Origin of the sequence: Mycobacterium hackensackense, from assembly GCF_025822555.1 — a bacterium.
GTDB classification, from domain to species: domain Bacteria; phylum Actinomycetota; class Actinomycetes; order Mycobacteriales; family Mycobacteriaceae; genus Mycobacterium; species Mycobacterium fluoranthenivorans.
Genome location: NZ_JACKUC010000030.1, coordinates 2180051 through 2203119, shown reverse-complemented (window position 1 = coordinate 2203119; position 23069 = coordinate 2180051). Strand labels below are relative to the sequence as shown.

Sequence of the window (23069 nt, the reverse complement as noted above, 5' to 3'; positions counted from 1 at the left end):
AGTTCATGTTCCAGGGCTCGCCGTAGGTGGTGACCGAGTCACCCTCCTTGGCGATCAGCCGAGCGAACGGACGCAGCAGCACACCACCGGCAGCACCGGTCACCGTGCCATGCGCATTCGACACCGCCACCGCACCATTGGCGCCCGAAACATCGGTGGAGAAGGTCGCCACTTCCTGGATACCCGGGCCGTTACCCAGATCCGCGCTGATCGACGCACCCGGGAACAGGTTCGGCGTGATCACCTGCAGCGGGTTCGACGGCGTCGCATCGTCGAGCAGGATGTTCGGCGTGGTGTAGCTGAAGTTGATACCCACACCGAGCGACCACGGGAAGCCGATCTGGTAACCCAGCTCCAACGTGCCCTCGAACTCATCCGCGCCCGGGCCCGAGACGATGTACTTGGCCTTACCCGAGTGGAACCACTCACGGGTCAGCCGGTTGCGGTCCAACGGGAACACACCATTGAGGAACGTGTCCCACTGCTGGATGGTGAGGGTCCGGTCCTTGCCGTCAACGAGACTCAACTCGTTGTCCAGACCTGCGTGAGAAGTGCCCGTNCGGTTGCGGTCCAACGGGAACACACCATTGAGGAACGTGTCCCACTGCTGGATGGTGAGGGTCCGGTCCTTGCCGTCAACGAGACTCAACTCGTTGTCCAGACCTGCGTGAGAAGTGCCCGTGCTGATAAAGAGCGATGCAAACGCTCCAGCCACGACAGTGACCATCGCAAGCAGCACCCGACTGAATGCCTTCATGTTCTCCCTAGCTGTGCCGACGGTGTTCTGGCGTGGAACACCGTATCTGTCGATGTGTGGCCCGGCCCTCACGCAACCTCACACCTTGCAAGACCTCCATGTGAACCAAATTAGAAAGCCCACATGTTGCTCTTACTCTTTGCTCATCGTTGACACGAGGAACATAACGGGGAGGCATCCACCCGGCAACGCGTACATGGCGACATCCGGCACCCCCCTACACCGCGACGGGAGTTTGCTGGGTCATGCAGATGCAGCAACGATCGGGCGCACCAGCGGCAGCGCACCACAGCGGGTACACATTTGCCTCACGCGTCAAGGCGCACAGAGATTTGCGCCGAAATCAAAGAGATTCCAGCCGATCAGAACGAAAACACAGCTCAGCCGTGGTGCGGCGGCACGTTGTCCCGCAGCCACCGATCGCGATCAGATGCCTCCGCCGGCAAATTGTCACCGCGCTCATCGCTGGTCGTGCTCGGCAGCTCGTCGCCGAAGATGGCGTTAACTACATCTCGCGAAGGCTTCGGGGGACCGCTCACATCACTCTCCAGGTGTGACTAAGATCACAATCGCAGGCCCGGTGCAGTTCACACGCGTGTAACGCAACGGGCCTGCGATTTCTTCCTTCACGTGCGCGAACGAGCATATTTCTGATCTGACAAACGCTGCTAAATGTCCAGGCTCGAGAGCTGGCCGATGATCTGGCCCGCCAGGGGGCCCAGAGTGGCCATTCCGTCGCGCACTGCCGCCCGCGAACCCGCGATGTTGACCACGAGGGTGCTGCCCGAGATACCGGCCAGACCCCGCGAGACACCGGCGTCGATGATGCCGGCGGACAGTCCCGACGCCCGCAGCGCCTCGGAGATACCGAGCAGCTCGCGGTCCAGGATGTCGACGGTGGCCTCCGGGGTGACATCGCGCGGACTCACGCCCGTGCCGCCGACGGAGATGACCAGATCCACCCCGCCGATCACCGCGGTGTTGAGCGCGTTGCGGATCTCCACCTCATCGGCGGACACCACCACGACTCCGTCGACCAGGAATCCGGCCTCCCCGAGCAGCTCGGTCACCAACGGCCCGCTGTGATCTTCTTCCCCATGTGCAGTCCGGTCGTCGACCACGACGACGAGTGCACGCCCTACCACCGACCCAGGTTGTTCCATGAGTGCCACCGTATATCCGGCCACGGACAACGGAGCAGCCGACAGCCGCGCGTCGCCACGTGTGCGGGTCATTGCGCGGCCTTGCCCAGGGTGACGTCCACCGTGGCCGGCTTCCCGGACTGATCCAGGTAGGTCAGGGTGATCTTGGTGCCGGGCGCTTTGGATCGCACCGCGGCCACCAACGCGTCAGCGCTGCCGATCACCCGGTCGTCGACCTTGGTGACCACCACACCGCTGGGCAGGCCCGCCGACGCGGCCGCGCCACCCGCGGTCACCTCGACGATCTTGGCACCGTCGACACCCGCGTCGTTACCGACCTGCACGCCCAGCGAGGCGTGTGTGGCGGTCCCGTTCTGGACCAGCTCGTCGGCGATCCGCTTCGCCTGGTCCACCGGGATCGCGAAGCCGAGCCCGATCGAACCGCTCTGGGACTGGCCTGAATCGCCACCGAGGGTGGCGATGGCCGAGTTCACGCCCACCAGCTCACCGTTCATGTTGACCAGCGCGCCGCCGGAGTTACCGGGATTGATCGCGGCATCGGTCTGGATGGCGTCGAGCACGGTGTTCTGGTTCTTGGCATCGCCACCGGCGGCCACCGGCCGGTTCAGTGCACTGACGATGCCGGTGGTGACGGTGCCCTCAAGTCCGAGTGGCGAGCCGACCGCCACCACGTCCTGGCCCACCCGCAGGTTCTCCGAGGAGCCCACCGTGATCGGGGTCAGACCGGACACGCCCTGCGCGCGCACCACCGCGATATCGCTGCTCGGATCGGTCCCGACGACGCTGTACGTCGCGGTCCGGCCGTCGGCGAAGGTCACCTTGGTCTGTGCGGCACCACCGGCGGAGGGCGCCCCGGGTGCGGACGGGCCTCCGGGACCCGCGCCGGCCACCACGTGGTTGTTGGTGAGGATCAGCCCGTCGGTGCTCAAGATGATGCCCGAGCCCTCCTCGGACGCCCGGCCCATATCGGTCTCCAGCTTGACGACGCTGGGCACCACCTTGGCGGCGACCTGCTCGACGGAGCCCACCGGCAGGTTGGCGGCCGGGACACCTGGGGTCGCGCCACCGAAAGAGGTGGTGGCCGTGGTCCGGTCTGGCTGGGCCAAGACGGCCACCCCGCCGCCGACGCCGGCCGACACGACCGCGACGGCGATCGCTCCCGCGACCAAAGCCCCTGTGCGCGAACGCTTTTCCGGACGATGTCCGGGCACCGGACCGGGCCCTCCGGCTGGTCGATACGGGTCGTACTGGGGCTGCGGCGGGTGCTGTTGACGGGGTTGCTGCGCGTATCGCCAGTCGTAGGACTGCTGGTAGCCGCTCTGCGGGCCGGTCTGCGGAACGCCGTGCGGCGGGGAGTACCCGGACCCCGGTTCATACCCGCCGGGGCGCTGCGGGGGCGTGTACCTGGGGTGGTTCGTCATGTGGCTCCGCGCTCTTTCTGTCGAGATCCTGTTACCTGGTCAACGCATCCGTCACGTACACAGTGCCCACTTGGGCTGAGAATCCACTTAGAGAACGTCCAGGACAACACGAAGAGATCCCCCTCGCGTCCCAGATCACACCCCGATGCGCCGCAGTACCCTCAGGCCGAGCGTCAATTATTCTCCGCGCCGGCCACCGCACCGTCCACTGAATTGACGGTGCGTGTCGCGGCGGGCATGTCGGCAGTGCTTTCGGGGATCGCCCGCCGACCCGGCAGCAGTACCCGGATCGAGGTGCCCGGCGGGTCGCCACCCGGCACGGTGTCCTCGACCCGAAGAGTCCCACCGTGTTTGAGCACCACCTGTTTGACGATCGCCAGGCCGAGACCGGATCCGGGCATGGCCCGGGCCGACGTCGACCGGTAGAACCGTTCGAAGACCAGGTCACGCTCCTCGGGCGGGATGCCCGGCCCGCGATCGGCCACCACCAGTTCCGCGTGCACGGCGTCGCGCTGCTGGAGTCGTACCGACACCCGACTGCCGGGCGGGCTCCATTTCGCCGCGTTGTCCAGCAAATTGAGCACGGCCCTGGACAGCCCCGCGGCATCGCCGTAGACCTGCCACGAGATCACGTCGGCGTCGAACTCGATATCGCCGCGGCGACGGCGCACCCGCTCCAGCGACCGTTCCACCACCTCGGAGATGTCCACCGCCTCATGGATGACGACACCGGCATCGTCCCGGCTGAGGTCCACCAAATCGCCCACCAGGGTGGACAATTCGCCGATCTGAGCGACCACGTCGGCTTGCAGCCCGGCCATCTCGTCGTCGGGTAGCCGCGGCGCACCCGGCGCCATCGAGGCGATCAGCAGCTCGACGTTGGTACGCAGCGAGGTCAGCGGCGTGCGCAGTTCGTGTCCGGCATCGGTGACGAGCCTGGCCTGGCGTTCCCTGGATTCGGCCAGTGCGCGCAGCATCATGTTGAAAGCCTCGGTGAGCCGGGCGAGTTCGTCGGTGCCCACCACCGGGATCGGCCGCAGGTCGTCGGTGCGGGCCACCCGTTCGGCGGCCTGGGTCAGCCGGCCCACCGGACGCAGGCCGGCGCGGGCCACCATCCCACCGGCGATGGCGGCGACCGCCATCCCCGCGCCGCCCACGATGGCCAGCACCGTGCCCAACCGTTTGAGCAGTGCCAGCGTCGGCGCAAGACTCTTGGAGATCAGCAGCGAATTACCGTCTGCGAGATGCACAGCCAGCACCCGCTGATTGTTGACGGTGCGCAGCGACATGAGCAGTTCGCCTTGGACCACCGCCTTCTCGGGCGCGCCCAGCGGCAGCGTCTGGCCCTGCTGATTCGCCGTGTAGATATAGCGGCCGGGGCTGACCAGCATGGCGTTCACATCCGAATAGGCGGTGCCCTCGATGGCCTTACCCGGATCCGCGGCCAGCGACCCGCTCTCGATGAGCAGCTGGGCCCGGCTGTGCAGCTGATTGTCGATATCGGCGAACACCGAACGCGACACCACCACATACACGGCGACGGCCATCAGGACCACGACCATGGCCACCATCGACATCGCCAGCAGCATCACCCGCCAGCGCAGCGAGACCGAACTGACATTGCGAACCGTGCTGTAACGACGATGAGGCGGTTTCACGGCGTTCATCCGACCGGGCATCAGGGCGGCGTTTCACGCAGCACATAACCCACCCCGCGCACGGTGTGGATCAGCCGCGGTTCTCCTTCGGCCTCGGTCTTGCGCCGTAGGTATCCGACATACACCTCGAGGGCATTGCCCGATGTCGGGAAATCGAATCCCCACACCTCTTCGAGAATGCGGCTGCGGGTGAGCACCCGGCGCGGATTGGCGATCAGCATCTCCAGCAGGGAGAACTCGGTGCGGGTGAGGCTGATGGACCTCTCACCGCGGGTGACCTCGCGCGTGACGGGATCCAGGCTCAGATCCGAGAAGGTCAGTGCGCGGGATTCGCTGCTGTCGTCGGGCACCCGGCGCCGGAGCAGCGCCCGCATCCGGGCCAGCAGTTCCTCGAGCGCGAACGGCTTGGGCAGGTAGTCGTCGGCGCCCGCATCGAGGCCGGCCACCCGTTCGGATACCGAATCACGGGCGGTCAACACCAGGATCGGCAGATCGTCACCGGTGCTCCGAAGATGCCGGCAGACCTCCAGACCATCGAGCCTCGGCATCATGACATCCAGGACCAAGGCGTCCGGACGGTCACTGGAAATCAGATCCAGTGCCTCGACACCATCCTGGGCCAACTCGACCGAGTACCCGTTGAAAGAGAGCGACCGGCGCAGTGATTCGCGCACCGCGCGATCATCGTCAACGACAAGAATGCGCACTGCCACAGTGTCACCCGCGCGTCTGAGAGCGACCTGAGAGGCGCGCCGGAGAGGTGTCGGTCGGACGCTTACTTGCGGTCGAGGTCAACGAGGCCGAGACGGGCAGCCTTGAGCAGGCGACGCGGCACCTTGTGCTGCTGACCGGCCACGTTGACGTTGACCAGGCCGGTGGCCTCGGTCTTCCACTGCGCGCGGCGGCTACGGGTGTTCGAGCGCGACATCCGGCGCTTGGGCACAGCCATGATCGAGATCTCCTCCTGAGGGGGCACCGACGCGCAGAGCACAGCGGCGGCAATTGGCATCCAGGATAGCCCGGGCTGCCGGTTGCCTCCAAACCGCTGAACGGTCGGCGGTAACCCGACGCCGTTTCCTCATCCAATCGGCCCACCACCCGACACCTCGTCACCGAGACTGAACCCAGGGCGACGCCGGCTTGCGGATCGATGCCTCGCTCAGGCTCGGGCCCACCCGACCCCTTGACTCGAGACCGGCGGTACCCGATAACCTACCGGTTGGTTGGTCGCGGTCAGATCGCGTCCAGTTCGAGGGAGAATGCGTGACGCCTGCAGCTGGTGCGGTCCGGATCGGCAACTGTTCGGGCTTCTACGGCGATCGCCTCGCGGCGATGCGGGAGATGCTCAGCGGTGGTGAGCTGGACTTTCTGACCGGCGACTATCTCGCCGAACTCACCATGCTCATCCTGGCGCGCGACCGCGCGAAGAACCCCGGGCTGGGCTACGCGAAGACCTTCCTGCGTCAGCTCGAAGAGTGCCTGGGCATCGCGCTCGACCGGGGCGTGAAGATCGTGGCCAACGCGGGTGGCCTGAACCCCGCGGCTCTGGCCGCCGCGGTGCGCGAACTCGCCGACCGCCTGGGCCTGACCGTCAACGTCGCCCATGTAGAAGGGGACGACCTCGTCGGGCGCGGCGAGGAACTGGGGTTCGGGAACGTGCTCGCCGCCAACGCCTACCTCGGCGCGTGGGGCATCGTCGACTGCCTGAACGCCGGCGCCGACATCGTGGTGACCGGCCGCGTCACCGATGCCTCGGTGATCGTCGGGCCGGCCGCAGCACATCACGGCTGGAGCCGGACCGATTACGACGCGCTGGCCGGTGCCGTCGCCGCGGGGCACATCATCGAATGCGGCACGCAGGCCACCGGCGGCAACTTCTCCTTCTTCACGGAGATCCCCGCGACTGCCGGGGTGTTCCGGCCCGGCTTCCCGCTGGCCGAGATCGCCGGCGACGGATCCTCGGTCATCACCAAACACGCCGGGACCGGCGGTCTGGTCAGCCCGGATACCGTCACCGCGCAACTACTCTACGAGATCACCGGCGCGCGGTATGCGAACCCGGACGTGACGCTGCGGATGGATTCGATATCGCTGTCCCCCGACGGGCCGGACCGGGTGCGGGTGGACGGCGTGCGCGGCGAGGCGCCGCCACCGACGCTGAAGGTGTCGCTCAACAGCATCGGCGGGTTCCGCAACGCGACGTCGTTCGTGCTCACCGGCCTGGACATCGAGGCCAAGGCCGAATTGCTGCAGCGCCAGCTGGAGAGCAGCCTCACGACGCGACCGGCCGAGCTGGAATGGACCCTGGCCCGTACCGACCATCCCGATGCCGACACCGAAGAAGCCGCCAGCGCCTTGCTGCACTGCGTGGTCCGCGACCCTGATCCCGCCAAGGTGGGGCGCCAGTTCTCTTCGGCCGCAGTTGAACTCGCGCTGGCCAGCTATCCCGGCTTCACCTCGACCGCGCCACCCGGGGAAGGTCAGGTGTACGGCGTGTTCACCCCTGGCTATGTCGACGCCGGGTTGGTGCCGCATATCGCGGTGCACGCCGACGGCAACCGGGTCGAGATCCCCGCCGCCACCGAGACGCTGGCGCTTGCCCCCGCCGACGAACCTCCCCTGCCGCCACCACCTGCCGACGGGCCGACGGTCCGGGCTCCCCTGGGCCGCGTCGCGGGTGCCCGCAGCGGCGACAAGGGCGGATCGGCGAACGTCGGTGTGTGGGTGCGCACCGACCCGCAGTGGCAATGGCTGGTGCACACGCTGACGGTGGACCGGCTGCGCGAATTGCTGCCGGAGACTGCCGAACTGGAGGTCACTCGGTACGTGCTGCCCAATCTGCGCGCGCTCAACTTCGTCATCGACGGCATCCTGGGCAAGGGTGTCGCTTATCAAGCCCGGTTCGACCCGCAGGCCAAGGGCCTCGGCGAATGGTTGCGATCCCGCTGTCTCGACATCCCGGAAAGGCTGCTGTGACCGACATCTGGCACACCCCAGAACGCGACGAGCTCCGAAAGACGGTGCGCACCTTCGCCGAACGCGAGATCCTGCCCAACGCCACGGCGTGGGAACGCGACGGTGAGCTGCCGCGCGATCTGCACCTCAAGGCCGGCGCCGCGGGACTGCTCGGCGCCGGGATGCCCGAATCGGTGGGCGGTGGGGGTGGCGACGGCGCCGACGCCGTCGTCATCTGCGAGGAGATGCACCAGGCCGGCGCCCCCGGCGGCGTGTTCGCCTCCCTGTTCACCTGCGGGATCGCGGTGCCGCACATGATCGCCTCGGGCGACCAGCGGCTGATCGACACTTACGTGCGACCCACCTTGCAGGGCAACCTGATCGGCTCACTGGCCATCACCGAGCCCGGTGGTGGCTCCGACGTCGGGCACCTCACCACCAAAGCTGTCCGCGACGGCGACCATTACGTCGTCAACGGCGCCAAGACCTACATCACCTCGGGCGTGCGGGCCGACTACGTGGTGACCGCCGTGCGCACCGGCGGCCCGGGCGCGGCCGGGGTGTCCCTGATCGTGGTCGACAAGGGCACACCGGGATTCGAGGTCAGCCGCAAGCTGGACAAGATGGGCTGGCGCTCCAGCGATACCGCCGAGCTGTCCTACACCGATGTGCGGGTCCCCGTCACCAATCTGGTCGGCGTGGAGAACACCGGCTTCCTGCAGATCGCGGGCGCATTCGTATCCGAACGGGTCGGTCTTGCCGCCCAGGCCTATTCGAGCGCTCAGCGTTGCCTCGACCTCACCGTCGACTGGTGCCGCAACCGGGAGACGTTCGGTAGGCCACTCATCACGCGCCAGGCCGTGCAGAACACGCTCGCCGAGATGGCGCGCCGGATCGATGTGGCTCGGGTGTACACGCGGCGGCTGGTGGAGCGGCAACTGAACGGGGATGACAACTTGATCACCGAGGTGTGCTTCGCCAAGAACACCGCCGTGGAGGCCGGCGAGTGGGTGGCCAACCAGGCCGTCCAATTGTTCGGCGGCATGGGCTATATGGCCGAGTCCGAGGTGGAACGACAATACCGCGATATGCGGATCCTCGGCATCGGTGGGGGTACCACGGAGATCCTCACCTCACTGGCCGCAAAGACGTTGGGGTATCAGGCATGACCGCACTGAAATCCACCCTGGATCCTCGCTCGCCCGCGTACGCCGAGGCGGCCGAGGCGATGACGGCCAAGCTCGCCGAGCTCGAAACCGAGCACGCCAAGGCGCTCGCCGGCGGCGGGGAGAAATACGTCGACCGCCATCATGCCCGGGGCAAGCTGACCGCACGCGAACGGGTCGAACTGTTGGTGGATCCGGATTCGCCGTTCCTGGAACTGAGCCCGCTCGCGGCGTGGGGCAGCGATTTCGCCGTCGGCGCCAGCGTGGTGACCGGGATCGGCGCGGTGGAAGGCGTCGAATGCCTGATCGTCGCCAACGACCCGACGGTCAAGGGCGGCACCACCAATCCGTGGACGTTGAAGAAGATGCTGCGGGCCAACCAGATCGCGCTGGAGAACCGGCTCCCCCTGATCTCCCTGGTCGAATCCGGCGGGGCCGACCTGCCCACCCAGAAGGAGATCTTCATCCCCGGCGGCCGGGGTTTCCGGGATTTGACCAGGTTGTCCGCCGCCGGCATTCCCACCATCGCACTGGTCTTCGGCAACTCCACCGCCGGCGGCGCCTACATCCCGGGCATGTCCGACCATGTCGTGATGATCAAGGAGCGCTCCAAGGTGTTCCTGGCCGGTCCGCCGCTGGTGAAGATGGCCACCGGCGAGGAGTCCGACGACGAATCCCTCGGCGGCGCCGAGATGCACGCCCGCACTTCCGGTCTGGGTGATTACCTGGCCATCGACGAACTCGACGCCATCCGGATCGGGCGGCGCATCGTGGCGCGCCTGAACTGGCGCAAACAAGGCCCCGCACCCGCCCCGGTGGTCGAACCACGCTTCGACGCGGAGGAACTGATCGGCCTGGTCGGCGCCGACCTGCGCATCCCGTTCGATCCGCGCGATGTGATCGCCCGGATCGTGGACGACTCCGATTTCGACGAGTTCAAACCGCTGTACGGTTCCTCGCTGGTGACGGGGTGGGCACGGCTGTACGGCTACCCGGTCGGCATCCTGGCCAATGCGCGGGGCGTGCTGTTCAGCGAGGAATCCCAGAAGGCCACCCAGTTCATCCAGCTCGCCAACCGCGCCGACACCCCGTTGTTGTTCCTGCACAACACCACCGGTTACATGGTGGGCAAGCAGTACGAAGAGGGCGGCATGATCAAACACGGTTCGATGATGATCAACGCGGTCTCCAACTCGACCGTGCCGCATATCTCGTTGCTGATCGGCGCGTCCTACGGCGCCGGGCATTACGGCATGTGCGGGCGGGCCTATGATCCGCGGTTCCTGTTCGCCTGGCCCAGCGCGAAATCCGCGGTGATGGGCGGCACCCAGCTGGCCGGTGTGCTCTCCATCGTCAGCCGGGCCGCCGCCGAGGCCCGCGGACAGACGGTCGACGAGGACGCCGATACGGCCCTGCGGGCCGCGGTGGAGGCACAGATCGAGGCCGAATCACTGCCGGCCTTCCTGTCCGGCCGGCTCTACGACGACGGCGTGATCGATCCCCGCGACACCCGGACCGTGTTGGGAATGTGCCTGTCCGCCATCGCCAGTGGCCCGATCGAGGGGACGTCGAACTTCGGCGTCTTCAGGATGTGACGCAGATGAGCGCTTGCGCGAAGAGGAAAGACCAGTGATCAACAAAGTTCTGGTTGCCAACCGCGGTGAAATCGCCCGCCGTGTCTTCACCACCTGCCGTCGGCTCGGTATCGGCACCGTCGCGGTGTACACCGACCCCGACGCCGGCTCACCGCATGTCGCCGAAGCCGACACCCGGGTACGTCTGGACGGCCGCAACGGCTACCTGGACAGCGCCCAGTTGATTGCCGCAGCACAGGCATCCGGCGCCGACGCGATCCACCCCGGCTACGGATTCCTCTCGGAGAACCCCGACTTCGCGGACGCCGTCGAGCAGGCCGGGCTGATCTGGATCGGCCCGCCGGTGCCCGCGGTGCAGGCCATGGGCTCCAAGATCGAGGCCAAGAAGCTGATGTCCGCCGCCGGCGTGCCGGTGCTGACCGAACTGCACCCGGACACCGTCACCGCCGACCAGCTACCGGTGCTGATCAAGGCCTCCGCCGGTGGTGGTGGCCGCGGCATGCGGGTGGTCCGCGAGTTGTCGGCGTTACCCGCCGAGGTTGCCGCGGCCCAGCGGGAGGCGCAATCGGCGTTCGGCGACCCGACGGTGTTCTGCGAGCGCTACCTGGCCGGCGGGCACCATATCGAGGTGCAGGTGATGGCCGATGCACACGGCACCGTGTGGGCGGTCGGGGAACGTGAATGCTCCATCCAGCGCCGCCACCAGAAGGTCATCGAGGAGGCGCCGTCACCGCTGGTGGAACGCACGCCCGGGATGCGCGACAAGCTCTACGAAGCGGCCCGGCTGGCCGCCGGCGCGATCGGTTACACCGGCGCCGGCACCGTGGAGTTCATGGCCGACCACCGGGGCGACTTCTTCTTCCTGGAGATGAACACCCGACTGCAGGTCGAGCATCCGGTGACCGAGGAGACCACCGGCCTGGACCTGGTCGAACTCCAGATCGATGTGGCAGACGGGCGCCGCCTCGACCCGGATCCACCTGCCGCCCATGGCCATTCGATCGAGGCCCGGCTCTACGCCGAGGATCCGGCCGAGAACTGGCAGCCACAGGCCGGCCCGGTGTACCGGTTCGGCGTCCCGGCCGCCCGCACGCAGTTCAGCACGCTGGGCGGGCGCAGCGGGGTGCGGGTGGACTCCGGCATCGTCGACGGCTCGGTGGTCTCGGTGTTCTATGACCCGATGCTGGCCAAGGTCATCTCGTACGCACCGACCCGCGACCGCGCCGCAGCCATCCTGGCCGACGCCCTGGCCCGCACCCAGCTGCACGGCATCAGGACCAACCGCGATCTGCTGGTCAATGTGCTGCGGCACCCAGCATTCCGCGACGGCGACACCGACACCGCATTCTTCGATACGCACGGCCTTTCCGAGTTGGCGACTGCGCCCGCCGCGGCGACCGTCCCGTCCACGGTGGCCGCCGCACTGGCCGACGCCGCATACAACCGCTCCACGGCAACGGTTTTCGCGCCCGCGCCGAGCGGCTGGCGCAATATCGCGTCGGGCCACCAGAGCCGCGGGTACCGGGATGCCGGTGGCACCGAGCACCTGGTTCGCTACCGGTTCACCCGGGCCGGGGCCGAGCTTCCCGACCATGCCGGGCTGTCCGTCGTCACCGCGACACCGGACCGGATGGTGCTGGCCGTCGACGGGGTGGAGCTGCCGTTCGACGTGGCCCGCCACGGAGACGAGGTCTTCGTCGACTCCCCGCTGGGCGCCGCGCGACTGACTGTCCTGCCGCGTTTCCCGGACCCGGACGCCGCGGTCGCGCACGGCTCCCTCCTGGCCCCCATGCCCGGGTCGGTGGTGCGCGTCGGCGCCGCCGTCGGCGACACCGTCACGGCGGGCCAACCCCTGATCTGGCTGGAGGCCATGAAGATGGAACACACCATCGCCAGCCCGCATGCCGGCGTGCTCGCCGAACTCCACGTCGCGACCGGCCAGCAGGTCGACGTCGGCGCCGTACTCGCCCGTGTAGACACCCCCGAAGGAGAACAACCGTGAGCTTCATCGAAACCGAGGAACAGCGGGCGCTGCGCGACGCCGTCAAGGCGATGGCCGCCAACTACGGCCAGGACTACTACCTGGAGAAGGCCCGCGCGGGCCAGCACACCACCGAATTGTGGAGTGAGGCAGGAAAACTCGGCTTCATCGGGGTGAACCTCCCCGAGGAGTACGGCGGCGGCGGCGCGGGCATGTACGAGCTGAGCCTGGTCATGGAGGAGATGTCGGCGGCCGGGTCGGCGCTGCTGATGATGGTGGTCTCCCCCGCCATCAACGGCACCATCATCTCCAAGTTCGGCACCGAGGAACAGAAGAAACGCTGGATCCCGGGCATCGCCGACGGCTCCATCACCATGGCCTTCGCGATCACCGAACCCGACGCCGGGTCCAACAGCCACCGCATCACCACCACGGCGCGCCGCGACGGCAGCGACTGGATCCTGTCGGGACAGAAGGTCTACATCTCGGGTGTCGACCAGGCGCAGGCCGTGCTGGTGGTGGGACGCACCGAAGACTACAAGACCGGCAACCTCAAGCCGGCCCTGTTCGTGGTGCCGATCGACACCCCCGGGCTGCACTGGACCAAGATCGAGATGGAGATCGTCAGCCCTGAGTTCCAGTTCCAGGTGTTCCTCGACGACGTCCGGTTGCCCGCCGATGCGCTGGTCGGCTCCGAGGACGCGGCCATCGCCCAGCTGTTCGCCGGGCTCAACCCCGAACGCATCATGGGTGCGGCCAGCGCGATCGGCATGGGGCGCTTCGCCATCAACAAGGCCACCGAGTACGTCAAGACCCGCCAGGTCTGGAAGACGCCGATCGGTGCGCATCAGGGCATCTCACATCCCTTGGCGCAGAACCACATCGAAATCGAACTCGCCAAGCTGATGATGCAGAAGGCCGCCTCGCTGTATGACAGCGGTGACGATTTCGGGGCCGCCGAGGCGGCGAACATGGCCAAGTACGCCGCGGGTGAGGCGTCGGTGCGGGCGGTCGACCAGGCCGTGCAATCCCTCGGCGGCAACGGGTTGACCAAGGAGTACGGCATCGCCTCGGTACTGACCGCCTCGCGGCTGGCCCGCATCGCCCCGGTCAGCCGGGAGATGATCCTGAACTTCGTCGCCCAGACCTCGCTCGGCCTGCCGCGGTCGTACTGATGTCCGACACACTCGTCCACTACGACGTCGACGACGCCGTCGCGAGGCTCACGCTGGACTCCCCGCACAACCACAATGCGCTGTCCACCGCACTGGTGAGCCAGTTGCGCGACGGGCTCGACCGCGCGGCGGACGCGCCGGGGATCCGCGCCGTGGTGCTCGGGCACACCGGTAAGACGTTCTGTGCGGGCGCCGACCTGAGTGAGGCCACCGGCCGGGACCCGGGTGACCTCGCCGTGGATCGGGCCCGCGAGATGACGGTGGTGCTCCGCGCGATCCTGGAGTTGCCGATCCCGGTCGTCGCGGCGGTCGACGGGCATGTACGCGCCGGCGGTATGGGCCTGATCGGTGCGTGCGATATCGCGGTGGCGGGGCCGGCCAGCACGTTCGCCCTGACCGAAGCCCGGATCGGGGTGGCGCCGTCGATCATCTCGTTGACCCTGTTGCCGAAGTTGACCGCCCGCGCGGCGGCCCGCTACTTCGTCACGGGTGAGAAGTTCGGTTCCACCGAGGCCGCCGCCATCGGGCTCGTCAGCATCGCCGCCGACGATGTCGGCGCCGCCGTGGCAGCCCTCACCGACGAGATCGCCAAGGGTTCGCCGCAGGGGCTGGCAGCCTCAAAAGCGCTGACCACGGCCGGCATCCTGGCCGACTTCGACCTGCACGCCGACGACCTCGCGGTGCAGTCGGCACGGCTCTTCGTCTCCGACGAGGCCCGCGAAGGCATGCTCGCCTTTCTGCAGAAGCGCACCCCGAACTGGCCGAAATGAACCGGACGACGGCGATACAGCAAACATCCCTGCGCCGGACAATATTTGGCTGACGGTATTGCATGTACCGCCATTGGCCGTAGGCTCATCTCTGATGAGCACTTCAGCGCCGCGGAGCGGATCGATGCGGGCTGCCGACACCGACCGGATCCAGGTTGCGCAGTTGCTGACGGATGCCGCCGCCCAGGGCCGCCTGTCGCTGGAGGAGTACGAGACCCGGCTGGCGAAGGCCTATGCCGCGCAGACATGTGCCGAACTCGACCGCCTCAGCGCCGACCTCCCCGGGGGCGGCGCGACCGGCAAGGGTATCTGTCGACCGGCGCCGTCGACGCTGTTGCTGGCCATCATGAGCGGCTACGAACGCCGCGGTCGCTGGAACGTGCCCAAGAAGCTGACCACCTTCGCCCTGTTCGGCGGCGGCGTGGTCGACCTGCGCTACGCCGACTTCACCACCGCCGACGTGGAGATCCGCAGTTACTCGATCTTCGGTGGGCAGACCATCCTGGTGCCACCGGAGGTCAATGTCGATATCGGCGGCGTCGGCGTGATGGGCAGCTTCGACCACAGCATCGCGGGCAGCGGGACACCCGGCGGTCCCCGGGTGCGAGTCCGTGGTTTCTCGCTGTGGGGTTCCGTCGGTGTGAAACGCAAGAAGCGGCGCAGCCCGAGCTCCGAGTCCGACGGCTGACGTCACCGACGCTCCGGCCGGATTGGCGTCACCGACGCCGTGAGGTCAGGTAGTCGCCGACCACCGCGGCACCGAGTCCATCCAGATCGGGGACGACCACCCGGCCCTGCACCCGGCGCGCGACCTGATCGATGAACTTCGCCAGTCCGGGATCGTTGCCGAGCCGGAAGATGGTCACCTGCGCACCGAGCCGGGCCACCTCGTCGAAACCCTTGACCGTGAACGCGATGGTGCGCCGGTGCGGCGGGTAATCGAAGAACACCGAAGTACCATTTTCAGGGTCCCCGTAGTCCTCCAAGTGCGCGGTGGGTTCGCCGTCGGTGACGATCATGATGACCGGCTGCGCGTTCGGATGGCGGCGCAGGTGCCGGGTCGCCAGCGCCAGCGCGTGGTGCAGGTTGGTGCCCTGCTCGTAGACACCTTCCAGCCCGGTGAGTTCGGCCGCACTCACCGTGCGGGCATACCGACCGAACGCGATGATCTGCAGATCGTCGGACCGGAACCGGGTGCTCACCAGATGATTCAGCGCCAGCGCGGTGCGCTTCATCGGTAACCACCGATTCTCCATCACCATCGAGAAGCTGGTGTCCACCAACAGCGCCACGCAGGCCTGCGTGCGGGTCTCGGTTTCGGACACCTCGACATCGTCGACCGTGATGCGCAGTGGACCTTCGGCTGTGGTTCCGGCCGTGCGCAGCACGGCATTGGTCAACGTCCTTGTCACATTCCAGGGTTCGGTATCGCCGAACTCCCACGGCCGCGTCGCCCCGGTCAACTCCCCCGCCGCGCCGGCACGCTGGGTCTGGCGTTCCCCACTGCGCCCGGACAGCTGGCGCGCCACATCGCGAAGGGCGGTCTGGCCCAGCTGGCGCATGGCCTTCGGTGAGAGCCGCCACTTTCCGTCCGACCCACGGTCCAGGAAGCCCTGATTCATCAAGGCGCGCTCCAGATCGGCGAGCGTGCGGGCATTGACCGCCGCGTCCTCGCCGAGCTGACGGGCCAGGGCGTCCAGGTCGACATCTTCCATCGTCGCGCCCGCGTAGCTCTGCGAGAGCTGCTCGGCCAGTTGCTCCAGCTCGGCGATATCGGCCAGCGCCTGGGCACCCTCCCCCATGCCCAGCGGGTCGCCGCCGGAGAACTCCTGCGAGCCCGTCCAATCCTCGCCGGGCCGGGCTGCCTGCAGGTGCGAGTCCAACCGGTCCAGCGCATTCATCAGCGACGGCGATCCGAAAGCCTGCTGCGCCAGGGCATCCAGCTCTGCACGCTGCTCCGCGGACAGACTGTTGCGGAAGCGCTGGGCTGCCGCGGCGCGCTTGGCCAGCGAGTCGATCAGCTCTTCCACGTTGCGCGGGTTCTCGGGGAAGTGCTGACCGTGCTTGGCCATGAAGTCCTGAAAATCCTGCTCGGAATCTTGTCCTTTGGCGTGTTTGTCGAGCAGGTTGTTGAGGTCGTCGAGCATCTCGTTGACGGCCTGGCGGTCCTCGTCGGTGGCGTTCTCCAGCGCTTGCTTCATCCCGGCGAAACGCTGGTCGAGCATCTCGCGGCCGAGCAGATCCCGGATCTGCTCGTACTTCTGCCGCGCCTCCGGTGAGCGCCAGTCGTAGTCTGCGAGTTCCCGCACCGCCTTGGCCGGCGACGGTGACAGGGCCTCCATCTGCATCTCGCCGAAGCGGGCGTCGTCGTCGAGGGCACGGGCCAGTTCCTTGCGTTCGGCCAGCACCGCCTCGTCGAGCAGCTTCTTGATGTCCTGCAGGGTGCCGTCGAGATTGTTGCGCTGCAACAATTCCCGGCGCTTGCGGTTGGCTTCGGCGGCAAGCTTGTCCGCGCCCGTCATATTGCCGGTACCTCGGCGCAGCAGTTCGGACAGGGCCCGCCGCGGCGAGCTGCCCTCCATGACGTCCTGGCCGATCTGTTCGAGTGCCTCCCGAAGGTCGACCGGTGGCGCCAGCGGGTCCGGGCCGCCGGTGTATCGCGAATAGCGCGAGAGGTGTTTAGCCATATACGGTTTCGCCCTCACCTGAGGTCTTGTCTATCCGCTTCGCCAGGTACAGCGCTTCCAGGGCCAGTTCCACCGCGGCGGCGCGTTCCCCGTCGGTGCTCGCCCCGAGCCGTTCGGTGATCGCATCCAGTACGGGGAGATCCGGCAGAGCCGCCAGCACATCCTTGGCACTGACCCGTTCACCGGTGGTGACCGGGGAGCCCCCCTCGATCGCGGAGACCAACGGGCCGACGTCGATACCGCCGAGCGCGCGCGACGCGGTGTCGGCCGTCGCCCGACGCAACAGGTGCTCCAGCACCACCTGCTCCCGGCCCTCTTCACCGGATTCGAATTCCAGTTTGCCGCGCAGCACGTCGATCACCGTGCCGAGGTCGACCACGCGGGCCACCGGCTCCTGCTCGCCGAGGATCGCGCCACGGTGCCGTGCGGAGGCGGCGACGGTTTCAGCCGCGGCGATCGCAAATCGGGCTGACACGCCCGAACGCTGGTCGATGGCGGTGGATTCGCGAAGTGAGCGGGCGAAGCGCGCGACGATCTGCAGCAGGTAATCCGGCACCGGAGCACTCAGGTGCGCCTCTTGCTTGATGACGGCCACCTCCGCTTCCAGCTCCAGCGGATAGTGGGTGCGGATCTCGGCGCCGAACCGGTCCTTGAGCGGGGTGATGATGCGGCCGCGGTTGGTGTAGTCCTCGGGATTGGCGCTGGCCACGACGAGGACGTCCAGCGGCAACCGCAGCGTGTAGCCGCGGACCTGGATATCGCGCTCCTCCATCACATTGAGCATCGACACCTGGATGCGCTCGGCGAGGTCAGGCAGTTCGTTGACGGCGACGATGCCGCGGTGTGCGCGCGGGATGAGGCCGTAGGCGATGGTCTCCGGGTCACCGAGGCTGCGGCCCTCGGCCACCTTGATGGGGTCGATATCGCCGACCAGGTCGGCGACGCTGGTGTCGGGGGTGGCCAGCTTCTCGGTGTAGCGCTCGCTGCGGTGACGCCAGGAGATCGGGAGGTCGTCGCCGACCTCGGCGGCCCGCCGGATCGACTCCGGGGTGATGGGGCTGTACGGATGCTCACCGAGTTCGGAGCCGGTGATGACGGGCGTCCACTCGTCGAGCAGCCCGGCCAGTGAACGCAGGAGGCGGGTCTTGCCCTGCCCGCGTTCGCCGAGCAGCACGAAATCGTGCCCGGCGATCAGGGCCCGCTCGACCTGCGGCAGCACGGTGTCCTCGAAACCGAACAGACCCGGCCAGATATCGTCGCCGTCAGCGAGGCGAGTCAGCAGATTCTCCCGGATCTCCTGCTTGATTCCACGCTCTTCGTGACCCGTTGCGCGCAGCTCGCCGACGGTACGGGGCAGATTGTTAGGTGACGTCACCACTCCACGCTACGACTGCTGCCGGGCAGCGGCATGGCCACCTGTGATTTCCACCGACGAGGTACCCGGTACCATGGGTACCGTGAATTTGCTCGAATGGCGTGATCGGCCGGATACCGTGCAGTTCGGCCCGGCATCCAGGCAATCCAAGCTCCTCGGTTTGCTGACCGCAATCTTCGTCCGCCCGGTGCTCGGGGCACTCACCATCATCGGCCTGATCTTCAACAAGGTATGGCCGGCCGGGCTGCAACGGGCGCACCTCGATGTCATCGACCGGCCGCTGCGCGTCATTCGGCCCCTGCCCGGTACGGCGGTGACCAAAGAGGCCCTGCCGCACTGCACTGCCGAGTGGCTCGTCGCCCCGAACGCGCGGGACTCCGATCGTGTCATCGTCTACTTCCACGGGTCGGCCCTGGTCACCCTGGGGCTCAACTCGCACCGGCGGTTCGCCTCCAAGCTGTCGGAGGCCACCGGCGCGCAGGTGTTCAACGTCGGCTACCGGCTTGCCCCACAGGCCAGCATCGACGAGGCCGTCGAAGACGGGTTGGACGCCTACCGGCATGTACTCGCGCTGGGTTTTTCCCCCGATCAGGTGGTGTTCGCCGGTGATTCGGCCGGCGGTTTGATGGCGGCCGACACCGCGCTCGCGGTGCGGGACGCCGGTCTGCCGGTACCCGCAGGTCAGGTGCTGCTGTCAGCCCTGACATCGGCCGATATGCAGCTGAAGTACGAGGCCCTCAAGGAACACATGGACGTGCTGTTCCCGTTCATGACCGTCAAGTTCATCTACGACGTATTCGCCACCGTGAACGGCACGCGGCCGGTGCCGGTCATGCCGTCGGAGGCGAACATGAGCGGCCTGGGCCCCTTCCTGTTGCAGATCGGCACCAACGAGATGCTGCGCAATGACACCTTCACGCTCGCCGACCGGCTGCGCGCCGACGGTGTCCCGGTCTGGGTTCAGGTGTGGGACAAGGCCATGCACATGTTCCAGTTGTCGTTCGACGTGAACCCGGACGCGCGACGGGCGGTCGAGGAGATTGCGTCGTTCGTGGAGTACGTGACGATGCCGGCTCGCGACGAGGCGGTGTCCTAGCGTCGAATGGCCAGTTGTGACACGCGTTCTCGACTTTCGCGGGTCATAACTGGCCAACGGGTTATCCACACCTGAGGATCCATCCACAGCCCGGACGTTGTGGCGGGCCGACGCCGGAGATTTGTCTGCCCGCACCGACACCGTGGCGTCATGACGACACGTCCCATTCTCGGCACTGAGGCATTGACAGCCGGCACCGCTACCCGGCGAGGGCTTCGCGGGAAATATCGTCCGGTGTACCGAAATGTCTATCTGCCTGTACAAACCGAGCTGACTGCCGCAACCCGCGCTGAGGCCGCCTGGCTGTGGTCCGGCCGAAAGGCAATCGCCGCAGGACTGTCGGCGGCGGCACTTTATGGCACGCGATGGGTCGACGCCACCGAGCCCGCCGAGTTGTACCGGACCAACGGAAAACCCGTAAGTGGAATCCTCATCCACCGCGACACACTTCTGCCGTGGGAGATCGGCTCCGCATCGGGCATCCCGGCGACCACGCCTGCTCGTACGGCATTCGATCTCGGACGTCGACCTGGCCGCACCCGCGCCGTGATACGCATCGACGCGCTCGCCCAATCGACCGGGCTGCGAGTCAGCGACATACAGCCTCTCCTCGGGTGCCACCCTGGGCTACGCGGCATGGTCCAGCTACGCAAAGTGCTCGACCTCGTCGATGGCGGTGCCGAATCCCCGCAGGAAACCAGAACTCGCCTGGTACTCACCGACGCTGGGTTGCCGCGACCCACGACACAGATCGTGGTTGCGCGCTACCGAATCGACATGGGGTGGGAGGAAGTGAAAGTCGGCGTCGAGTACGACGGCGAGCAGCACTGGAAGGACCCGGCACAGCATGCCCGTGACATCGACCGGTTGGCCGATCTGGCGGCTCTCGGGTGGCGGATTATTCGCGTCAGCGCACAGATCCTGCGCTACCGCCAGCGCGTCATCCTGGCGCGAACGTGCGCAGCGCTCGCGGAAGCGGGCGCCGACTGGCCAGTTATTGCACGCATTCTCGGATCTGGTGTGCAATAACTGGCCAATCGGCCGTAGTACTAGTGCGCGAAGTGCCGTGCCCCGGTCAGGTACAAGGTGATGCCGGCCTTGGCCGCGGCCTCGGTCACGACGTCGTCACGCACCGAACCACCGGGATGCACAATCGCTTTCACGCCCGCGTTGGTCAGCGTCTCCAGCCCGTCTGGGAACGGGAAGAAGGCGTCGGACGCGGCGACGGCGCCCTTGACCCGGTCACCGCCCCGCTCGACCGCCAGCCGGGCGGCGTCCACTCGGTTGACCTGTCCCATACCGACGCCCACGGTGGCGCCGTTGGATGCGACCACGATGGCGTTCGATTTCACCGCACGGCAGGCGCGCCATGCGAACACCAGATCTGCCAGTGTCGCGGGATCGGCGGGCGTGCCGGTCGCCAGCGTCCAGTTGGCCGGGTTGTCACCTTCGGCGTCCAGCACGTCGCGTTCCTGCAGCAGCAGCCCGCCGCTGATCTGACGGAATTCGACGCTGGACTCCTGCGGTTCGGACGCCACCAGGATGCGGATGTTCTTCTTGCCCGACAGCACTTCCACCGCACCGGGCTCATAGGCCGGGGCGACGATCACCTCGGTGAAGATGTCGGCCACCGTCTGCGCCATCTCCACGCTGACGGTGGTGTTGGTCGCGATCACGCCACCGAAGGCCGAAAGCGGGTCGCACTCATGGGCTTTGCGGTGCGCGTCGGCCACCGAGACCGACGAGACCGCGATCCCGCACGGATTGGCGTGCTTGATGATGGCCACACAGGTCTGCTCGTGGTCGAACGCGGCCCGCCACGCGGCATCGGCATCGGTGTAGTTGTTGTACGACATCTCCTTGCCGTGCAGTTGCTCGGCCTGCGCCAGGCCCGGCCAGCCCGCGTCGTTGCGGTACAGCGCCGCACCCTGGTGCGGGTTCTCGCCATAGCGCAGTACCGCGGCACGCCGCCAGGTCGCACCGACCCATTGCGGCGGAGCATCCGGCGCTGCGCCCGCTTCCGGTGAGAGCACCGAACCCATCCAGCTGGCCACCGCCACGTCGTACTCGGCGGTGTGCCGGAACGCCAACGACGCCAGCCGCTTTCGCTCGGCGAGAGTGAATCCGCCGCCACGCACCGCAACCAGCAGGCCCTCGTAGCCGAGCGGGTCGACGACCACGGCCACGCTGGGGTGGTTCTTGGCGGCCGCACGCACCATGGACGGGCCGCCGATGTCGATCTGTTCCACGCACTCATCCGGTCCGGCGCCGGAGGACACCGTCTCGCTGAACGGGTACAGGTTGACCACGACGAGTTCGAACGGGGCGATGCCCAGGTCCGCCAGCGCCGTCTCGTGTTCGGACTTGCGCAGATCCGCGAGCAGCCCGGCGTGCACCCTCGGGTGCAGGGTCTTCACCCGGCCGTCGAGCACCTCGGGAAACCCGGTGATGTCCTCGACCGGTGTCACCGGAACCCCGGCCTCGGCAATCGTTTTCGCGGTCGAGCCGGTGGAGACGATGCTCACACCCGCCTCGTGCAGGCCGCGGGCCAGCGCCCCCAGACCGGTCTTGTCGTACACGCTGATCAACGCGCGCCGGATCGGCCTGCGTCCTTCATCGGTCACCACAGTCTCCTCAACATCCGAAGGTCGCCTTTCGCCCGTTCCAGGTGAGGCCGCGGGTAGCCACCGCGGCGAGCACGTCCACCAGCAGTCGACGTTCGACCACCTTGATGCGTTCGTGCAAAGTCTCTACGTTGTCATCATCGAGCACGGGCACCGCTTCCTGCGCCAGAATCGGCCCGGTGTCCATTCCGGCATCCACGAGGTGCACCGTGGCGCCCGTCACCCGCACGCCGTAGGCCAGTGCCTCGGCCACGCCCTGCGCGCCGGGAAAAGACGGCAGCAGGGCCGGATGGGTGTTGACCACACGGCCAGAGAATCGCGAAATAAACTCGGGCCCAAGAATTTTCATGAATCCCGCGCTGACGACGAGGTCCGGCTCGTGGCCGGCGACCGCTTCGGTCAGCGCAGCGTCCCAGTCGGCCCGGTCGGCATGGTCACCCAACCGCACGGTGAACGACGGCACCCCGGCACCGGCGGCGATCTCCAGGGCGTGGCACTGCCGGTCGGTGCCCACCGCGACCACCGCACCCGGAAAGTCAGTGGCTGCGGCGGCCAGCAGCGATTCCAACAGGGAACCCGTCCCCGAGGCCAGTACCACCAGCCGCGACGGTGCAGTCGGGGGCACTCGAAGCGTGGGCTGCACGCC

The 23069-nt window shown here is 67.4% G+C and carries 18 protein-coding genes and 1 pseudogene; 9 read left to right on the top strand and 10 right to left on the bottom strand.

The window, feature by feature from the left end:
- From mspA to rpmF, 6 genes and pseudogenes are all read right to left on the bottom strand, one after another.
- Window positions 1–559 (bottom strand): annotated as a pseudogene (mspA, locus tag H7J86_RS20125) (porin MspA); the annotation flags it as partial.
- Window positions 560–1425: 866 nt separating this feature from the next.
- On the bottom strand, window positions 1426–1992 hold the full coding sequence (locus H7J86_RS20115; RefSeq protein WP_090354942.1) for a MogA/MoaB family molybdenum cofactor biosynthesis protein: 567 nt from the start codon (window positions 1990–1992) through the stop codon (window positions 1426–1428).
- Window positions 1989–3341 carry a S1C family serine protease gene (locus H7J86_RS20110; RefSeq protein ID WP_267292843.1) on the bottom strand — a complete coding sequence of 451 codons (1353 nt, stop codon included), beginning with the start codon at window positions 3339–3341 and terminating at the stop codon, window positions 1989–1991. Before H7J86_RS20110 ends, H7J86_RS20115 begins: the two co-directional genes overlap by 4 nt.
- Window positions 3342–3514: 173 nt before the next feature.
- Window positions 3515–5008, bottom strand: a complete 1494-nt coding sequence (locus H7J86_RS20105; protein WP_170847135.1) for a HAMP domain-containing sensor histidine kinase — start codon at window positions 5006–5008, stop codon at window positions 3515–3517.
- Between the two features lie 11 nt (window positions 5009–5019).
- Window positions 5020–5706, bottom strand: coding sequence for a response regulator transcription factor (locus H7J86_RS20100; RefSeq protein WP_090354937.1), 687 nt, complete (start codon window positions 5704–5706; stop codon window positions 5020–5022).
- Window positions 5707–5774: 68 nt separating this feature from the next.
- A complete protein-coding gene (gene rpmF, locus H7J86_RS20095; RefSeq protein WP_024453127.1) occupies window positions 5775–5948 on the bottom strand; it encodes a 50S ribosomal protein L32 in 174 nt (57 codons plus the stop codon).
- Between the two features lie 314 nt (window positions 5949–6262).
- Here rpmF and H7J86_RS20090 point away from each other — a divergent pair, with 314 nt between their 5' ends.
- The 7 genes from H7J86_RS20090 to H7J86_RS20060 all read left to right on the top strand — a co-directional run bounded on the left by H7J86_RS20090 (window position 6263) and on the right by H7J86_RS20060 (window position 15329).
- Window positions 6263–7975 (top strand): acyclic terpene utilization AtuA family protein, encoded by a 1713-nt coding sequence (locus H7J86_RS20090; RefSeq protein ID WP_267292841.1) that lies wholly within the window; start codon window positions 6263–6265, stop codon window positions 7973–7975.
- Window positions 7972–9123 carry an acyl-CoA dehydrogenase family protein gene (locus H7J86_RS20085; protein ID WP_267292839.1) on the top strand — a complete coding sequence of 384 codons (1152 nt, stop codon included), beginning with the start codon at window positions 7972–7974 and terminating at the stop codon, window positions 9121–9123. The genes H7J86_RS20090 and H7J86_RS20085 overlap by 4 nt, the downstream gene beginning before the upstream one ends.
- Window positions 9120–10715: an acyl-CoA carboxylase subunit beta gene (locus H7J86_RS20080; protein WP_267292837.1), complete on the top strand. Its 1596-nt coding sequence runs from the start codon at window positions 9120–9122 to the stop codon at window positions 10713–10715. Before H7J86_RS20085 ends, H7J86_RS20080 begins: the two co-directional genes overlap by 4 nt.
- Before the next feature lie 34 nt (window positions 10716–10749).
- Window positions 10750–12717 (top strand): ATP-binding protein, encoded by a 1968-nt coding sequence (locus H7J86_RS20075; RefSeq protein WP_267292835.1) that lies wholly within the window; start codon window positions 10750–10752, stop codon window positions 12715–12717.
- Window positions 12714–13871, top strand: a complete 1158-nt coding sequence (locus H7J86_RS20070) for an acyl-CoA dehydrogenase family protein (protein WP_267292833.1) — start codon at window positions 12714–12716, stop codon at window positions 13869–13871. Before H7J86_RS20075 ends, H7J86_RS20070 begins: the two co-directional genes overlap by 4 nt.
- Window positions 13871–14641, top strand: a complete 771-nt coding sequence (locus H7J86_RS20065; protein ID WP_267292831.1) for an enoyl-CoA hydratase family protein — start codon at window positions 13871–13873, stop codon at window positions 14639–14641. Before H7J86_RS20070 ends, H7J86_RS20065 begins: the two co-directional genes overlap by 1 nt.
- Before the next feature lie 94 nt (window positions 14642–14735).
- Complete coding sequence (locus H7J86_RS20060) at window positions 14736–15329, top strand: DUF1707 SHOCT-like domain-containing protein (protein WP_090354922.1); 594 nt, start codon at window positions 14736–14738, stop codon at window positions 15327–15329.
- 28 nt (window positions 15330–15357) lie between these two features.
- On the opposite strand, the gene H7J86_RS20055 is transcribed toward H7J86_RS20060, so the two are convergent.
- Window positions 15358–17328, bottom strand: a complete 1971-nt coding sequence (locus tag H7J86_RS20055) for a VWA domain-containing protein (protein ID WP_187096833.1) — start codon at window positions 17326–17328, stop codon at window positions 15358–15360.
- Window positions 17321–18706, bottom strand: a complete 1386-nt coding sequence (locus H7J86_RS20050; protein WP_170847134.1) for a sigma 54-interacting transcriptional regulator — start codon at window positions 18704–18706, stop codon at window positions 17321–17323. Before H7J86_RS20050 ends, H7J86_RS20055 begins: the two co-directional genes overlap by 8 nt.
- A 79-nt stretch (window positions 18707–18785) precedes the next feature.
- Between H7J86_RS20050 and H7J86_RS20045 the strand changes: the two genes are divergently transcribed.
- Both H7J86_RS20045 and H7J86_RS20040 read left to right on the top strand, forming a co-directional pair.
- Window positions 18786–19799 (top strand): alpha/beta hydrolase, encoded by a 1014-nt coding sequence (locus H7J86_RS20045; RefSeq protein ID WP_187096834.1) that lies wholly within the window; start codon window positions 18786–18788, stop codon window positions 19797–19799.
- 150 nt (window positions 19800–19949) lie between these two features.
- Window positions 19950–20828 carry an endonuclease domain-containing protein gene (locus H7J86_RS20040; RefSeq protein ID WP_267292829.1) on the top strand — a complete coding sequence of 293 codons (879 nt, stop codon included), beginning with the start codon at window positions 19950–19952 and terminating at the stop codon, window positions 20826–20828.
- 20 nt (window positions 20829–20848) lie between these two features.
- Here the strand turns inward: H7J86_RS20040 and purH are convergent, their stop codons facing one another.
- Window positions 20849–22426, bottom strand: a complete 1578-nt coding sequence (gene purH / locus H7J86_RS20035; RefSeq protein WP_170847133.1) for a bifunctional phosphoribosylaminoimidazolecarboxamide formyltransferase/IMP cyclohydrolase — start codon at window positions 22424–22426, stop codon at window positions 20849–20851.
- 7 nt (window positions 22427–22433) lie between these two features.
- Window positions 22434–23066: a phosphoribosylglycinamide formyltransferase gene (gene purN, locus H7J86_RS20030; protein WP_267292827.1), complete on the bottom strand. Its 633-nt coding sequence runs from the start codon at window positions 23064–23066 to the stop codon at window positions 22434–22436.
- Between the last annotated feature and the right edge of the window lie 3 nt (window positions 23067–23069).

Excerpts from the sequence above, each read along its gene's own strand:
- H7J86_RS20115 (WP_090354942.1), bottom strand. The coding sequence starts at position 1,992 with ATGACCCGCACACGTGGCGACGCGCGGCTGTCGGCTGCTCCGTTGTCC.
- H7J86_RS20110 (WP_267292843.1), bottom strand. The coding sequence starts at position 3,341 with ATGACGAACCACCCCAGGTACACGCCCCCGCAGCGCCCCGGCGGGTAT.
- H7J86_RS20105 (WP_170847135.1), bottom strand. The coding sequence starts at position 5,008 with ATGAACGCCGTGAAACCGCCTCATCGTCGTTACAGCACGGTTCGCAAT.
- rpmF (WP_024453127.1), bottom strand. The coding sequence starts at position 5,948 with ATGGCTGTGCCCAAGCGCCGGATGTCGCGCTCGAACACCCGTAGCCGC.
- H7J86_RS20080 (WP_267292837.1), top strand. The coding sequence starts at position 9,120 with ATGACCGCACTGAAATCCACCCTGGATCCTCGCTCGCCCGCGTACGCC.
- H7J86_RS20065 (WP_267292831.1), top strand. The coding sequence starts at position 13,871 with ATGTCCGACACACTCGTCCACTACGACGTCGACGACGCCGTCGCGAGG.
- H7J86_RS20060 (WP_090354922.1), top strand. The coding sequence starts at position 14,736 with ATGAGCACTTCAGCGCCGCGGAGCGGATCGATGCGGGCTGCCGACACC.
- H7J86_RS20055 (WP_187096833.1), bottom strand. The coding sequence starts at position 17,328 with ATGGCTAAACACCTCTCGCGCTATTCGCGATACACCGGCGGCCCGGAC.
- H7J86_RS20040 (WP_267292829.1), top strand. The coding sequence starts at position 19,950 with ATGACGACACGTCCCATTCTCGGCACTGAGGCATTGACAGCCGGCACC.